The sequence below is a fragment of the Mycobacterium sp. genome, from assembly GCF_035506235.1.
GTDB lineage: Bacteria > Actinomycetota > Actinomycetes > Mycobacteriales > Mycobacteriaceae > Mycobacterium.
The window spans coordinates 1-15,324 of sequence record NZ_DATJPU010000173.1; the positions used below are offsets into that span (position 1 = coordinate 1).

The window sequence follows — 15,324 nt, forward strand, 5'->3', positions numbered from 1 at the left end:
GTCCGGCGACCGACGTGGCGTCCCGCGCCGAATCTCCTCGGCGACTCCGACGGCCTTCGTCTCGTCGATATCGACGAGCGCAACCGCGGCGCCTTCCTGGGCCGACTTGTGCGCCGTTGCCGCGCCGATTCCGCCCGCGCCTCAGTGCTCCTTTTGGCCGGCGCGCAAAAAAGGTTAGCCTGATTCGATGCCGCGTATCGCGCCGATCCCGATGGAAGAGCTCAGCTCCCACTCCCGCGAAATCGTGGAGGCCGGGGTTGCCGCCGGTCTGTACGCGACGCCGGTGCCGTTGCAGATCTTCGCGTATCGCAGCGCGCAGCTCGACCAGGTCAACATGGCCAGGACCCAGCTCGGCGCCGGCACCCTGCTCGGCGGCCGGATCCTGGAGCTGCTGCGCCTCCGCAGCGCCCAGCTCGGCGAATGCGAGCCGTGCGGCCGGTCGCGCAAGCATGACTCGATCACCGACGAGGACGTCGCGTGCCTGCTCGCGCCGGGCCACGGCGCGCTCACCGCGCAGGAACGGATGGCCGTGGAGTTCCTCGACCTGCTCTCCTCGGATCACCACGCCATGGACGACGAGTTCTACCAGCGCCTCGGGGAGCATTTCACCGCCGCGCAGATCATCGAGTTGGGGTTCACCTGCGCGGGGGTGATGGGATTGCACCGCTTCATCCACACCCTCGACGTCTACGGTGACTCGCAGCCCGTGATCGGATACGACCACGACCAGGTCGACAGCACCAAGACGGTGTGACCCCATGCCGGACCTGTCCTTTGACCACGCCAACGCGTTTCATCGGTTCATGCGCAGCTTCGCGGCCACGAAGGCGGGCGGGGCGCTTCTCCGCCCGACGGCACACCGCCTCGACCAACTCATCACCAAGATCACTGGCGGCCGGAGCAGCTTCGTCGGGATCGTGACAGGCGTCCCCGCCGTCATACTCACCACCACCGGCGCCAAATCCGGGGAACCGCGCACCGTTGCGCTGTACGGAATCCCGCACCCCGACGGGGTGGCCCTGATCGCATCCAACTTCGGCGGCGCCAAGCATCCGGCCTGGTACCACAACCTCAAGGCTCACCCGGCGGCCACGGTGTCGATAGGCCGCAACACCTGGCAGGCCAGCGCCCGACTGGCCACTCCCGACGAACGCGACGAGATCTGGGCGAAAGGCGTCGAGATGTACCCGGGCTGGAGCAAGTATGAAGCGCGCGCCGGTGACCGCCACATCGAGGCGTTCATCCTCAGCCGGACGTGAGGCGGGCATAAGACCGCCTGAAGGTGGGTATTTCTCTTGGGTTAGCGGGCATCTGATCGTGCCCGAGATCCAGGTAAGAGGAGCCGTCCAATGGGCCGGCAACCCGCGAAGCGGGCCAGAGTGGCCGGCGGTGGGAGCAACACGTGAACCGCGGCGACGACGACCAACACCTCACTGAAGCGGTGGGGGAGACGACCGCGGATTACGGCACCCAGTTTCTCGACGAGCCGGATAACGGTTCGACCGCTACCGAGGCGCAAACCGTCGAAGGGCTGCCGAGCGGAGCCGCGCTGCTGATCGTCAAGCGTGGCCCGAACGCCGGTTCCCGATTCTTGCTCGATCGGCCCGTCACCTCGGCCGGGCGCCATCCCGACAGCGACATTCTTCTCGACGACGTCACCGTGAGCCGCCGTCACGCGGAGTTCCGGCTCGACAAGGACGGCAACTGGGCTGTCGCCGACGTCGGCAGTCTCAACGGCACCTACGTCAACCGGCAGTCGGTGGAATCAACTGTGCTGGCCAACAACGACGAAGTGCAGATCGGTAAGTTCCGGCTGGTCTTCCTGACCGGATGAGCGTGGCCTCCGCTGCAGGTTTCGTGCGAGGAAGTCAGCGCCTCATTCCTGGCTCGCTCCTGGTCAACAGGACGGGTCCGCCGAGCATGAGGGCCAGTGCGAAGCCGGTGACGTCGGTGCTGGTGGGTTGGCGGGTGCTCATGTCGAACGCGGTGATCCCGAACGTGACGAGCAGGGTGAGCACGAAGATCATGCCGGTGTAGCGGGTCGGCCCGAACGCGAGGAAGATAAGGCCGACTACGGCGATGAACAGCGACAACATCAGGTCGGCACCTGAGCTTCGCGTCCGATCAACCTAGCCTCCTCATCGCCAGGCACACAGAGTAGCTGGTGCGACCCGCGACAGCTGCAAGTTCGTCCGAAGGGCCTGGACTGCCTTGCGCCGCGATCGGGCCACCGACGCTAGGGTCCGCCGCCGCCTCCGCCTTGGCCCCCAGTGGAAGTGGCGCTGCCATTGGCAATCGCGGCACCACCGCCACCGCCGCCGCCGATGCTGGCCTGGCCGCCAGTGCCGGCGGTGGGGAAGCCACCGGCGGCACTGGCGTTACCGGTCTTGCCGTCGCTGCCGGCGCCGCCGATGGTCTGGCCGGTGCCGCCGGCCCCGCCCTGGCCGCCGGACTCGGTATCGACGTTGACCGTGGCGCTGCCGCCCTGGCCGCCCCCTGCGCCGGGGCTGCCGGGCATAGCGCCGCCGCCGCCGCCACCGCCCCCGGCGCTGGCCGACCCAGAAATGGAGACGCCGTCGACGATGCCGCCGTGACCACCCTGACCGGCGGTGAAGAAGCTGTTGCCGGCATGGGTGCCCTCAGCGCCGTTGGTGCCGAAGGTACTTGCGGCGCCGACCGCGGCGGCCCCGCCACCACCGCCACCACCGCCGGGGCCCCCGGAGACGGCTTGGATGCCACCGCCGCCGAAACCGCCGCGTCCGGTGGCGGTGTCCCCGGTGAAGACGGCGGCGGTGGCGGCGCCCCCATTGCCGCCGTTGCCGCCGCTGCCGGCGCTGCCGCCGGCCGTGCTTAGGCCGCCGGCACCGCCACCACCACCGCCGCCTGCGGCGGCGATGGCTGCGCCCAAGGGATTCGCGTTGCTGGCGTTGGCGTTGCCGCCGTTGCCGCCGTTGCCGCCTTGGCCGCCGGTGACCCCGTTGCCGCCGTCGCCACCTTGGCCGCCGTTGCCGCTGTGAGCCTGGGCCACGGCGACGCTGCCGGTAAAGCTGCCGTCGCCGCCGTCGCCGCCTTGGCCGCCTTGACCGCCCACGCCGCCGGCGCTATTGCCGCCGTGGCCACCGGCGCCGCCGTCACCCGGGGTGTGGAAGGCAACGGCGGTCCCGCCGCCTTTGCCGCCGGTGCCGCCGGTGCCGCCGTTGCCCGCGTCGCCCGCAATGGCGCCGGGGCCGCCCGCGTTGCCACCCAGGCCGGCGGCGCCGCCGTTGCCGCCGTTGCCGCCGTTGCTGGCACCGAACCCGGTGTCGGTGAATCCGAGGCCGCCCTGGCCGCCCTGGCCGCCGTTGCCGCCTTGGCCGCCGTTGCCGCTGGCGCCAGCCTGGCCGAACAAGAGCGAGCCCTGCCCGCCGCTCCCGCCGCTGCCGCCGCTGCCGCCCTGGCCGCCGTCGGTGCCTGTGCCGCCCGGGACCGAACCGTTGGGGCCGGCGACACCGAGGCCGCCGGTCCCGCCCATGCCGCCGACACCGCCGATGCCGCCGGCACCGCCATTGCCCTGCAGCAGCCCTCCGTGTCCGCCGGCCCCGCCATTGCCGCCGAGGCCGCCGGTGCCGCCGTTGGTGTGGGTCGCGGCGTTGCCGGTGGGGCCGGTAATGCCAGCCCCGCCGGCCCCGCCATTGCCGCCGTTGCCGAAGAACAGGGCGTCACCGCCTTTGCCGCCGGCCTGCCCGGGCCCCCCGGAGCCCCCGTCGCCGCCATCGCCCCACAAGATCCCGCCGGGCCCGCCGGGCTGCCCGGTTCCGGGCGCCCCGTTGGTGCCTTTGCCGATCAGTGGCCGCCCCAGAAGCAGCTCGGTGGGGGCGTTGATCACCCCCAACACGTCTTGCTCGATGGTCTGTAACGGTGAGGCATTGGCCGCCTCGGTCAGCGAATACGCGCTCCCCGCGCCGCTAAGCGTGCCCACAAATTCCGCATACGACGCGGCCGCCCGCGCATTCAGGGACTGGTAGGCCTGGGCGTGGCCGGAAAACAGCGACGCGACCGCCGCCGACACCTCATCACCCGCGGCGGCCACCACCGCGGTGGTCTGGCCTGCCGCCGCCGCATGCGCGGCGCTCAACCCCGACCCGATGCCCGCCAGATCCGACGCCGCCGAAGCTACAAATTCCGGTACCGCCACGACATATGACATCGCTACTACCTCCGCCACCCATCCGACTCATTGCTGCGGCGGATAGATATGAGATTGACTCGAAAGTACCGCGAAGCGTAGCCGATTGCGGACCCAATGTTTGGGCGTTTGGCAAACTACCCTGGAGCCTCTTTCTTCACCGGTCGCGAGGGCTACGGGGCGCTGGTGACGGCGGCGCCGCGGTGGTTGTGGGCTTCCGCCGCGAAAGATGTGACGCAAACGTCAAAATCTCCTTGCCCCTGCATATTCCGCAACCTCGCGCTGGGCCCGGCGCATCTCGGCATGCTGTGAGCTCGTGGTGCAGGACTGCTGAGCGGCATCGATCTGGGCCTTGCGTCGCCAGCTAACCCTCGAGCCACGACCGACTACCGATCCGAGGCCGCAGCCAGGCCCCAGCGTGAATGGTGCCCCCGGCAGGATTCGAACCTGCGGCCTTCTGCTCCGGAGGCAGACGCTCTATCCCCTGAGCTACGGGGGCGCATCACCATAGATGTTGCGCCATGGGCCCCGACAGCCTAACGCATCTTGGTGGCTGCCCGAGCCATCGCAATAGATTCGGGGGGAAGGCACCCCAGCCAATAGGATGGACGCTCGTGACCCCCGCCGACCTGGCTGAGCTGCTCAAAGCCACCGCTGCCGCGGTGCTTGCCGAGCGCGGGCTGGATGCCGCCGCACTGCCGGCGACGGTCACCGTGGAACGGCCGCGTAACCCCGAGCACGGCGACTACGCCAGCAACCTCGCGCTGCAGCTGGGCAAGAAGGTCGGCGCCAACCCGCGCGAGCTGGCCGGCTGGCTGGCCGAGGCGCTGTCACGGGCCGACGGCATCGCCTCGGCGGAGGTGGCCGGTCCGGGGTTCATCAACGTGCGCCTCGAGGCGTCGGCTCAGGCCGTGATCGTCAACAACGTCATCGACGCCGGCGACAGGTTCGGTCACTCCGACGCGCTGGCCGGACTCAAGATCAACCTCGAGTTCGTGTCGGCCAACCCGACGGGACCGATCCACATCGGCGGCACCCGTTGGGCCGCCGTCGGCGACGCACTGGGCCGGTTGCTGTCCACGCAGGGCGCCGACGTCGAACGCGAATACTATTTCAACGACCACGGCGCTCAGATCGACCGGTTCGCCAACTCGTTGATCGCCGCGGCCGAGGGCGAACCGACGCCGGCCGACGGCTACGCGGGGACCTATATCTCCGACATCGCCGCGCAGGTCCTGCAGAAGGCGCCCGACGCGCTGAGCCTGCCCGAAGCCGACATGCACGAGACGTTCCGCGAGATCGGCGTCGACCTGATGTTCACCCACATCAAGGAGTCGCTGCACGAGTTCGGCACCGACTTCGACGTCTACACTCACGAAGACTCGATGCACACCAGCGGCCGCGTCGACCAGGCCATCGCCAGGCTCCGCCAGACCGGCAACATCTACGAGAAGGATGGCGCAACCTGGTTGCGCACCAGCGCTTTTGGTGACGACAAGGACCGCGTCGTGATCAAGAGCGACGGCAAGCCGGCCTACATCGCCGCCGACATCGCCTACTACCTGGACAAGCGGCAGCGCGGCTTCGACCTGTGCATCTACATGCTGGGCGCCGACCACCACGGCTACATCGCCCGGCTCAAGGCCGTGGCTGCGGCCTTCGGTGAGGACCCGGCCACCGTCGAGGTGCTCATCGGGCAGATGGTCAACCTCGTCCGCGACGGCCGGCCGGTCCGGATGAGCAAGCGGGCGGGGACCGTGCTCACCCTCGACGACCTGGTCGAGGCGATCGGCGTCGACGCGGCGCGCTACAGCCTGATCCGCTCGTCGGTGGACACCGCGATCGACATCGATCTGGCGCTGTGGTCGTCGGCATCCAACGAAAACCCGGTCTACTACGTGCAATACGCGCACGCGCGGCTGTCGGCGCTGGCCCGCAACGCCGCGGAGCTGGGCCTGGTCCCCGACACCGCGCACCTCGAGCTGCTCAGCCACGACAAAGAGGGTGCGTTGCTGCGCTCCATCGGCGAATTCCCGCGAGTCCTGAAAACCGCTGCCTCCCTGCGGGAACCGCACCGGGTATGCCGCTATCTGGAAGACCTCGCCGGTGACTACCACCGGTTCTACGATTCGTGCCGGGTGCTGCCGCAGGGCGACGAGGAGCCCACCGACCTGCACACCGCGCGCCTGGCGCTGTGCGAGGCCACCCGCCAGGTGATCGCCAACGGTCTGATGATTCTCGGTGTCAGCGCCCCGGAGCGGATGTGAACGTCCACCCCGCCGGTCCCCGGCACGCCGACGAGGCCCGGCACGCCGAGAGCCCGCCGCGGCCGCAATCCCCCGAGGAGCTGCTGAGGCTGGCACCGAACGTGTGGCCGCGCAGCACAATTCGCGACGAAGAAGGTCCGGCGGTCATCGGGGGAGTCGCGGTGACCCACCTCGCCCACGAGTACGGGACCCCGCTGTTCGTGATCGACGAGGACGACTTCCGCTCCCGATGCCAGGACATGGCGGCGGCCTTCGGCGCCGGACACAACGTGCACTACGCGGCGAAGGCGTTCCTGTGCGCCGAAATCGCGCGCTGGATCAACGAAGAGGGCCTGTCGCTGGACGTGTGCACCGGCGGGGAACTTGCCGTCGCGCTGCATGCCGACTTCCCGCCGGAGCGGATCACCTTCCACGGCAACAACAAATCCGTCACCGAACTGACCGCCGCGGTCAAGGCCGGGGTGGGCCACATCGTGCTGGACTCGGTGACCGAGATCGAACGGCTCGACGCCATCGCGGGGGAGGCGGGCATCGTCCAAGACGTGCTCGTGCGTCTCACCGTCGGGGTCGAGGCGCACACCCACGAGTTCATCTCGACCGCACACGAGGACCAGAAGTTCGGGTTGTCGGTGGCCAGCGGGGCCGCGATGGCGGCGGTGCGCCGGGTGTTCGCCACGGATCACCTGCGGCTGGTCGGCTTACACAGCCACATCGGCTCACAGATCTTCGACGTCGCCGGCTTCGAACTCGCCGCCCACCGCGTCATCGGCCTGCTGCACGACATCGTCGCCGAGTTCGGCGTCGACAAGACGGCCCAGCTGTCGACGGTCGATCTCGGTGGCGGCTTTGGCATTTCGTATCTGGCTTCCGACGACCCGCCGCCAATGGCCGAACTGGCGAGCAAGCTGAGCGCCATCGTGCGCAACGAGTCGGCGGCCGTCGGGCTGCCCACCCCCAGGCTGGTCGTCGAGCCGGGGCGTGCCATCGCCGGGCCGGGCACCATCACGCTCTACGAGGTCGGCACCGTCAAGGACGTCGACGTGAGCACCACGGCGCACCGCCGTTATGTCAGCGTCGACGGCGGGATGAGCGACAACATCCGCACTGCGCTCTACGACGCGCAATACGACGCCCGGTTGGTTTCGCGAACCAGCGACGCGCCGGCGGAGCTGGCCCGCATCGTCGGGAAGCACTGCGAGACGGGCGATATCGTCGTTCGCGACACCTGGGTCCCGGGCGACCTGCGGCCGGGGGACCTGCTCGGGGTCGCCGCCACCGGCGCCTACTGTTATTCGCTGTCGAGCCGTTACAACATGATCGGCCGCCCCGCCGTGGTAGCCGTGCGCGGTGGGCGCGCGCGGCTGATCCTGCGCCGGGAAACGGTCGACGATCTGCTGAGTCTGGAAGTGAGGTGACCCGTGTCGGGTGACGAAAAGGCCGTCGGCGTAGCTGTACTCGGGTTGGGCAACGTCGGCAGCGAAGTCGTCCGCATCATCGAGGACAGCGCCGAGGATCTGGCCGCCCGCGTCGGTGCCCCGCTGGTGCTGCGCGGGATCGGCGTGCGCCGCGTCGCCCCCGACCGCGGCGTTCCCGTCGGCCTGCTGACCGATAACATCGACGAACTCGTCTGCCGCGAGGACGTCGACATCGTCGTCGAGTTGATGGGACCGGTGGAGCCCGCCCGCAAGGCGATCCTCTCGGCGCTGGAGCACGGCAAGTCCGTCGTCACCGCCAACAAGGCGTTGCTGTCCACCTCCACCGGTGAGCTGGCGCAGGCGGCCGAAAACGCGCACGTCGACCTGTATTTCGAGGCGGCGGTCGCGGGTGCGATCCCCGTCATCCGCCCGCTCACCCAATCGCTGGCCGGTGACACGGTGCTGCGGGTGGCTGGCATCGTCAACGGCACCACCAACTACATGCTGTCCGAGATGGACAGCACCGGCGCCGACTACGACACCGCTCTGGCCGACGCCAGCGCGCTGGGCTATGCCGAGGCCGATCCCACCGCCGACGTCGAAGGCTATGACGCCGCGGCCAAGGCGGCCATCCTGGCGTCCATCGCCTTTCACACCCGGGTACACGCCGACGACGTCTACCGCGAGGGCATCACCAAGATCACCCCGGCGGACTTCGCGTCCGCGCGATCCCTCGGCTGCACCATCAAACTGTTGTCGATCTGCGAGCGGATCACCGGCGACGACGGCCAACAGCGGGTCTCGGCCCGCGTCTACCCGGCGCTGGTGCCGTTGTCGCATCCGCTCGCCACGGTCAGCGGGGCGTTCAACGCGGTGGTGGTTGAGGCCGCGGCCTCGGGGCGGCTGATGTTCTACGGCCAGGGCGCTGGCGGCGCGCCCACCGCCTCGGCGGTCACCGGTGACCTGGTGATGGCCGCCCGTAACCGGGTGCTGGGCAGCCGTGGTCCCAAGGAGTCCCGGTACGCCCAACTTCCCATCGCACCAATGGGTCTCATCTCCACCCGCTACTACGTCAGCATGAACGTCACTGACGAGCCGGGCGTATTGTCCGCGGTGGCAGCGGAATTCGCCAAGCGTGAGGTGAGCATCGCCGAGGTCCGTCAGGAGGGCGTGGTGGACGAGGGCGGGCGACGAGTGGGAGCCCGCGTCGTGGTGGTCACGCATACCGCCACCGACGCCGCGCTGTCCGAAACAGTCCATGCGCTGGCCGATTTGGATGTCGTGCAGAGCGTGACGAGCGTGCTGCGACTGGAAGGAAACGGCCTGTGAGCACTGCATGGACCGCCACCCATCAGCCGTGGCCGGGAGTGATCGCGGCCTACCGCGACCGGTTACCGGTCGGCGACAACTGGACCCCGGTCACCCTGCTCGAGGGCGGCACCCCGCTGATCGCCGCGAACCGGCTCTCGGAAAGGACCGGCTGCACGGTCCACCTCAAGGTCGAGGGCCTCAACCCCACCGGCTCCTTCAAGGACCGGGGCATGACGATGGCCGTCACCGACGCCCTGGCCCGCGGCCAGCAGGCTGTGTTGTGCGCCTCCACCGGCAACACCTCGGCCTCGGCGGCGGCGTACGCGGCGCGCGCCGGCATCACCTGCGCGGTGCTGATCCCGCAGGGCAAGATCGCGATGGGCAAGCTGGCGCAGGCGGTGATGCACGGCGCCAAGATCATCCAGATCGACGGCAACTTCGACGACTGCCTGGAACTGGCCCGCAAGATGGCCGCCGACTTCCCGACGATCGCGCTGGTGAACTCGGTCAATCCTGTGCGCATCGAGGGGCAGAAGACGGCCGCGTTCGAGATCGTCGACGCGCTGGGCGCCGCGCCCGACGTGCACGCGCTTCCGGTCGGCAACGCCGGCAACATCACCGCGTATTGGAAGGGCTACACGGAGTATCACCACGAAGGCGTGATCGACAAGCTGCCCCGGATGCTCGGCGCCCAGGCTGCGGGCGCGGCGCCCCTGGTGCTCGGCCACCCGGTCAGCCACCCGGAGACCATCGCGACCGCGATCCGCATCGGCGCCCCGGCGTCGTGGTCGGCCGCCGTCGCGGCCCAGGAGCAGTCCGAGGGACGGTTCCTGGCCGTCACCGACGAGGAGATCCTGGCGGCATACCACTTGGTGGCCGCCTCGGAAGGCGTGTTCGTCGAGCCCGCGTCCGCGGCCAGCATCGCGGGGCTGCTCAAGGCCGTCGACGACGGCTGGGTGGCTCGCGGATCGACGGTGGTGTGCACGGTGACCGGCAACGGTCTCAAGGATCCCGACACCGCGCTCAAGGACATGCCGACGGTCTCCCCGCTGCCGGTGGATCCGGTGCTTGTCGTCGAACAATTGGGTCTCGCGTAAGAAATGAAGGCCCAGATGCTGCCCGCCGGGCTGGTGGCCAGCGCCGTGGTGTCGGCATCCAGTGCCAATCTGGGCCCGGGCTTCGACAGCCTCGGCCTGGCATTGAACCTGATCGACGAGATCGTCGTGGAGACAACGGATTCCGGCTTGGCTGTGGTGGTCGAGGGCGAGGGTGCCGGCCAGGTTCCGCTGGGCGCCGACCACCTGGTGGTGCGCGCCGTGCAGCGCGGGCTGCACGCCGCGGGGGTCGGCGCCCCCGGCCTGGCGGTGCGCTGCCGCAACGCCATCCCGCATTCCCGCGGTCTGGGTTCCTCGGCGGCGGCCGTCACCGGTGGCCTTGCCGCGGTCAATGGGCTTGTCGGGCAGACGGATTCCGCACCGCTGAGCGTTGCTGAGCTCATCCAGTTGTGCTCGGAATTCGAGGGGCATCCCGACAACGCCGCGGCCGCGGTGTTGGGCGGCGCGGTGGTCTCATGGACGGACCGCACGGGTGCCGAGCCCCGGTATTCGGCGGTGTCGCTGCGGCTTCACCCCGACATCCACCTGTTCTGTGCGATTCCGGAGGAGCGCTCGCTGACCGCGGAGACCCGCGTGCTGCTGCCCAACCTGGTCAGCCACGAAGACGCCAGTTTCAACGTCAGCCGCGCCGCGTTGCTTGTCGTAGCCCTCACCGAACGGCCGGACCTGCTGATGCCGGCCACCGAGGACGTGCTGCACCAACCGCAACGCGCCTCCGTGATGCGCGGATCGGCGGAATATTTGCGGCTCCTACGGCGTCACAACATTGCAGCGACGCTTTCTGGGGCTGGTCCCTCGCTGATCGCACTGAGCACGGAGTCGGAGTTACCTCTGGAAGCGCTGGAGTACGGGGCCTCAAACGGGTTTACCGTCACGAAGATGACCGCCGGCGAAGGAGTTCGCTGGAGCCCGGGCGTCACCGTCGCCGGTTGATCCACAGCGTGGCCGGGAGGGTTTGCTTGCTTCCGACGAGGATGCAGGTTATCCTCGGAGCCGTCCAGCAATCGCAGGATCTGCATCTGCAAACATACTGCCTTGCCGCTAGGACAACACCAATTCTTCTCGTAAACGAGGTTCGCCGTTTTCTCCGCTGATCGCTGGCGATCACCGTCGCAGAGTCGATGATTGGGCGCACTCGGCAATTTGGCTGAATGCAACGACCCCCCGTATGACCTGATCAGCGGGGGAAGAAAGGAAATCCGTGACTGATACGGACCTCTTCACGGCTGGCGAGAGCACCGACAGCAATCAGGTGCCGGACGCCGTGACCACAGACACTCCCGATGTCAAAACCAACGCCTCGACCGGCTCGCTGTCCGCCATGGTGCTGCCCGAGCTGCGCGCGCTGGCTAACCAGGTCGGCGTCAAGGGGACGTCGGGGATGCGCAAGAACGAACTGATCGCCGCGATAAAGGAAATCAGGGGACGGGCCAACGGGACTTCGGCCCCGGCCGCCCCGGAGGGCAGCGGCAAATCCGAGAAAACCGACACCCCCACCGCCGAAGCGCCGGCCGACGCGCCGGTGGCTCCGGCGGAACAGAACGGTTCGACCACCGAGGCGCCGCGCCGGGAACGGCGCAACGCCAACCGCGATGCGGGCTCGTCCGCTCGCGGCGGCGAGGAGCAGGACCGCGAGGACGCCGGCACCCGAAAGGGCGGAGCCGGTCCCGAGGCGGGCAAACGCCAAGGGGGCCAACAGGACACCAAAACCGACGAGCGGGGTCAGGACTCCGGCGGCGACCAGGGTTCGGGCGGCCAGCAGTCACGCGGTGACGACGACGGCGAGGGCCGTCAGGGCCGGCGGGGACGCCGGTTCCGCGACCGCGATCGCAGGCGCCGCGGTGAACGCACCGGTGATGGCGCCGACGCCGAACTGCGCGAGGACGACGTCGTCCAGCCGGTCGCCGGAATCCTTGATGTCCTGGACAATTACGCGTTCGTGCGCACCTCCGGCTACCTGGCCGGTCCGCACGACGTCTACGTCTCGATGAACATGGTGCGCAAGAACGGCCTGCGCCGCGGCGACGCGGTGACGGGCGCGGTTCGGGTGCCCCGGGACGGCGAGCAGCCCAACCAGCGGCAGAAGTTCAACCCGCTGGTGCGCCTGGACAGCGTCAACGGCGGCTCCGTCGAGGACGCCAAGAAGCGGCCCGACTTTTCCAAGCTGACGCCGTTGTACCCCAACCAGCGGCTGCGCCTGGAAACGACGCCCGACCGACTGACCACCCGGGTCATCGACCTGATCATGCCGATCGGCAAGGGCCAGCGCGCGCTGATCGTCTCGCCGCCCAAGGCGGGTAAGACGACGATCCTGCAGGACATCGCCAACGCGATCACCAAGAACAACCCGGAATGCCACCTCATGGTCGTCCTCGTCGACGAGCGGCCCGAGGAGGTCACCGACATGACGCGTTCGGTCAAGGGCGAGGTCATCGCCTCGACGTTCGACCGGCCGCCGTCGGACCACACCTCGGTTGCCGAACTGGCCATCGAACGCGCCAAGCGGCTCGTTGAGCAGGGCAAGGACGTCGTGGTGCTGCTCGACTCGATCACCCGCCTGGGCCGCGCGTACAACAACGCATCGCCCGCGTCGGGCCGGATCCTCTCCGGTGGTGTCGACTCCACCGCGCTGTATCCGCCCAAACGCTTCCTGGGCGCCGCGCGCAACATCGAGGAAGGCGGGTCGCTGACCATCATCGCCACCGCGATGGTCGAGACCGGGTCCACCGGTGACACGGTCATCTTCGAGGAGTTCAAGGGCACCGGTAACGCAGAGCTCAAGCTGGACCGGAAGATCTCCGAACGCCGGGTCTTCCCGGCGGTCGACGTGAACCCTTCCGGCACCCGCAAGGACGAGTTGCTGCTGTCGCCCGACGAGTTCGGCATCGTGCACAAGCTGCGCCGCGTGCTGTCGGGTCTCGACCCCCACCAGGCCATCGACCTGCTGATGTCGCAGCTGCGCAAGACGAAGACCAACTACGAGTTCCTGGTGCAGGTGTCCAAGACGACCCCCGGGTCGATGGACAACGACTAGTCAGCGACTAGGGTCGCAAGCTGTGGCGGAGACGCTGCAGCAACTGCTTCGTGAGCGTGTAGACCAGGACACGCCGGCGCTGAAGTACGGCGACCGGGTCTGGACCTGGCGTGAGCATCTGGCCGACGCCGCCACCGCCGCGGCCGCCGTCATCCGGGTCGCCGACCCGGACCGTCCGCTGCACGTCGGTGCGCTGCTGGGCAACACCCCCGAGATGCTGACCGCCATGGCGTCCGCCGCGCTCGGCGGGTACGTGCTGTGCGGCGTCAACGACACCCGCCGCGGCGCCGCGCTGGCCAGGGACATCGTGCACGCACATTGTCAGATCCTGCTGACCGATCCGGCGCACAAGGCGTTGCTCGACGGCCTCGAGCTGCCCGGCGTGCAGGTGCTCGACGTGTCCGGTGAGTCCTGGGCGGCGCTGCTCGACGGTGCCGGGCCGCCGGCCCCGCATCGCGAGGTCGTTCCCACCGACACGTTCATGATGATGTTCACCTCGGGCACAAGCGGCGAGCCCAAGGCGGTGCAGGTCACCCACCTGACCGTGCTATTTGCCGGCGCCACGTTGATCGCGCGCTTCGGGCTGGACGCGTCCGACGTCTGCTACCTGTCGATGCCGCTCTTTCACGCCAACGCGCTGTTTGCGGGGTGGAGCGTGGCGGTGGGCGCCGGCGCGGCCATGGTCCCCGCGACGTTCTCGGCGTCCGGGCTGCTGCCCGACCTGCGCCGCTACGGGGTCACCTTCATGAACTACGTCGGCAAACCCCTGGCCTTCGTGCTGGCCACGCCGGAGCGACCCGACGATCGCGACAACCCGCTGCGCGTCGCGGTCGGCAACGAGGCCAGCGACCGCGACATCGCCGAGTTCAGCAGGCGTTTCGACTGCACGGTATGGGACGGCTTCGGGTCCACCGAGGGCGCGATCATCATCACCCGGGAGGAGGGCTGCCCGCCGGGGTCGCTGGGCCGGGGCTTCCCCGGCGTCGGCATCTACAACCCGGACACGCTCGCCGAATGCCCACCCGCCGCGTTCGACGGGGACGGCGCCCTGACCAACGCCGACGAGGCGATAGGGGAGCTGGTCAACACCACCGGCGCGGGCCTGTTCGCCGGCTATTACAACGACCGCGAGGCTACCGACGCGCGCCTTCGGCACGGCATGTTCTGGTCCGGCGACCTGGCCTACCGAGACGCCGACGGCTGGATCTACTTCGCCGGGCGCAGCGGTGACTGGTTGCGCGTCGACGGGGAAAACATGACCACGGCGCCCATCGAGCGGATTTTGCAGCGGTTGGCTCCGGTCAGCCACGTCGCGGTGTACGCGGTACCCGACGAACACGTCGGCGACCAGGTGATGGCGGCCATCGTTTTGGCCGACAACGCGGAGTTGACGCCCGAGGAGTTCGGCCGGTTCCTCGCGGCCCAGCCCGACCTGTCGCCCAAGGCGTGGCCCCGCTACGTCTGGCTCGCCGATCGGCTGCCGACAACGGCCACCAACAAGATCCTCAAACGCGAGCTGGCCTCACGCGGCGCCACCCCCGGCGGCGGCGTGGTCTGGACGCGCAGCGGGAAAAGCCGCGTCTACCGCGACACATAAACCACGCACATCCCCCGGGAATGCGCGGGCGCGGCTCCGCGTTTGGGCTGATGTAGGTTGACCTGGCATAATCGACGGTCGACTACCCCCGAGGACCAGTTCAGGTCCCAGGAGTTCGCGCCGGGGCGCACACGATCGAAGAGGACATGATGAAAGCTGACATTCACCCCGCCTACGCGGAGACCACCGTGCACTGCGGGTGCGGGAACACCTTCACCACGCGCAGCACCAAGCCCGGCGGCAACATCGTCGTCGAGGTCTGCTCGCAGTGCCATCCCTTCTACACCGGCAAGCAGAAGATCCTCGACAGCGGCGGCCGGGTGGCCCGTTTCGAGAAGCGCTACGGCAAGCGCAAGGCCGCAGCCGACAAGGCCGAGTCGGCCGACAAATAGCTGGCTTTCCGACGCCCGAACTGCGCGT

General features: G+C 69.0%; 14 protein-coding genes and 1 tRNA gene. 12 read left to right on the top strand and 3 right to left on the bottom strand.

All coding sequences use genetic code 11. The annotated features are described in order from the left end of the window. The 4 genes from VMD50_RS16355 to odhI all read left to right on the top strand — a co-directional run. Positions 1-183: hypothetical protein (locus VMD50_RS16355; RefSeq protein ID WP_325428780.1), on the top strand; the 183-nt coding region annotated here is incomplete at its 5' end. 4 nt (positions 184-187) lie between these two features. Then, positions 188-754 carry a carboxymuconolactone decarboxylase family protein gene (locus tag VMD50_RS16360; RefSeq protein ID WP_325428781.1) on the top strand — a complete coding sequence of 189 codons (567 nt, stop codon included), beginning with the start codon at positions 188-190 and terminating at the stop codon, positions 752-754. Between the two features lie 4 nt (positions 755-758). Next, positions 759-1,259, top strand: coding sequence for a nitroreductase family deazaflavin-dependent oxidoreductase (locus tag VMD50_RS16365; RefSeq protein WP_325428782.1), 501 nt, complete (start codon positions 759-761; stop codon positions 1,257-1,259). Between the two features lie 143 nt (positions 1,260-1,402). Further along, entirely contained in the window at positions 1,403-1,834 is a 432-nt protein-coding gene (odhI, locus tag VMD50_RS16370; protein ID WP_325428783.1) for an oxoglutarate dehydrogenase inhibitor Odhl, read from the top strand. Between the two features lie 34 nt (positions 1,835-1,868). Here the strand turns inward: odhI and VMD50_RS16375 are convergent, their stop codons facing one another. The 3 genes from VMD50_RS16375 to VMD50_RS16385 form a co-directional block, all read right to left on the bottom strand. Further along, positions 1,869-2,096: a hypothetical protein gene (locus tag VMD50_RS16375; RefSeq protein WP_325428784.1), complete on the bottom strand. Its 228-nt coding sequence runs from the start codon at positions 2,094-2,096 to the stop codon at positions 1,869-1,871. Positions 2,097-2,236: 140 nt separating this feature from the next. Beyond that, positions 2,237-4,186, bottom strand: a complete 1,950-nt coding sequence (locus VMD50_RS16380) for a PE family protein (protein WP_325428785.1) — start codon at positions 4,184-4,186, stop codon at positions 2,237-2,239. 402 nt (positions 4,187-4,588) lie between these two features. Next, a tRNA-Arg gene (locus VMD50_RS16385) sits at positions 4,589-4,664 on the bottom strand. 115 nt (positions 4,665-4,779) lie between these two features. Between VMD50_RS16385 and argS the strand changes: the two genes are divergently transcribed. The 8 genes from argS to rpmE all read left to right on the top strand — a co-directional run bounded on the left by argS (position 4,780) and on the right by rpmE (position 15,296). Further along, positions 4,780-6,432, top strand: a complete 1,653-nt coding sequence (argS, locus tag VMD50_RS16390) for an arginine--tRNA ligase (protein ID WP_325428786.1) — start codon at positions 4,780-4,782, stop codon at positions 6,430-6,432. Then, on the top strand, positions 6,429-7,847 hold the full coding sequence (gene lysA / locus VMD50_RS16395) for a diaminopimelate decarboxylase (RefSeq protein WP_325428787.1): 1,419 nt from the start codon (positions 6,429-6,431) through the stop codon (positions 7,845-7,847). The genes argS and lysA overlap by 4 nt, the downstream gene beginning before the upstream one ends. A 3-nt stretch (positions 7,848-7,850) precedes the next feature. Then, positions 7,851-9,176: a homoserine dehydrogenase gene (locus VMD50_RS16400; RefSeq protein WP_325428788.1), complete on the top strand. Its 1,326-nt coding sequence runs from the start codon at positions 7,851-7,853 to the stop codon at positions 9,174-9,176. Continuing rightward, entirely contained in the window at positions 9,173-10,255 is a 1,083-nt protein-coding gene (thrC, locus tag VMD50_RS16405) for a threonine synthase (protein WP_325428789.1), read from the top strand. Before VMD50_RS16400 ends, thrC begins: the two co-directional genes overlap by 4 nt. Positions 10,256-10,258: 3 nt before the next feature. Further along, positions 10,259-11,206: a homoserine kinase gene (gene thrB / locus VMD50_RS16410; RefSeq protein WP_325428790.1), complete on the top strand. Its 948-nt coding sequence runs from the start codon at positions 10,259-10,261 to the stop codon at positions 11,204-11,206. 268 nt (positions 11,207-11,474) lie between these two features. Then, positions 11,475-13,307, top strand: coding sequence for a transcription termination factor Rho (gene rho, locus VMD50_RS16415; protein ID WP_325428791.1), 1,833 nt, complete (start codon positions 11,475-11,477; stop codon positions 13,305-13,307). A gap of 22 nt (positions 13,308-13,329) precedes the next feature. Next, entirely contained in the window at positions 13,330-14,904 is a 1,575-nt protein-coding gene (fadD1, locus tag VMD50_RS16420; RefSeq protein WP_325428792.1) for a fatty-acid--CoA ligase FadD1, read from the top strand. Between the two features lie 149 nt (positions 14,905-15,053). Further along, positions 15,054-15,296 (top strand): 50S ribosomal protein L31, encoded by a 243-nt coding sequence (rpmE, locus tag VMD50_RS16425; RefSeq protein ID WP_325428793.1) that lies wholly within the window; start codon positions 15,054-15,056, stop codon positions 15,294-15,296. Positions 15,297-15,324: the final 28 nt, after the last annotated feature.

What these genes read in the sequence shown, in the direction of transcription:
- VMD50_RS16360 (WP_325428781.1), top strand. Translation starts at nt 188, where the DNA reads ATGCCGCGTATCGCGCCGATCCCGATGGAAGAGCTCAGCTCCCACTCC.
- VMD50_RS16365 (WP_325428782.1), top strand. Translation starts at nt 759, where the DNA reads ATGCCGGACCTGTCCTTTGACCACGCCAACGCGTTTCATCGGTTCATG.
- VMD50_RS16375 (WP_325428784.1), bottom strand. Translation starts at nt 2,096, where the DNA reads ATGTTGTCGCTGTTCATCGCCGTAGTCGGCCTTATCTTCCTCGCGTTC.
- VMD50_RS16380 (WP_325428785.1), bottom strand. Translation starts at nt 4,186, where the DNA reads ATGTCATATGTCGTGGCGGTACCGGAATTTGTAGCTTCGGCGGCGTCG.
- thrB (WP_325428790.1), top strand. Translation starts at nt 10,259, where the DNA reads ATGAAGGCCCAGATGCTGCCCGCCGGGCTGGTGGCCAGCGCCGTGGTG.
- rpmE (WP_325428793.1), top strand. Translation starts at nt 15,054, where the DNA reads ATGAAAGCTGACATTCACCCCGCCTACGCGGAGACCACCGTGCACTGC.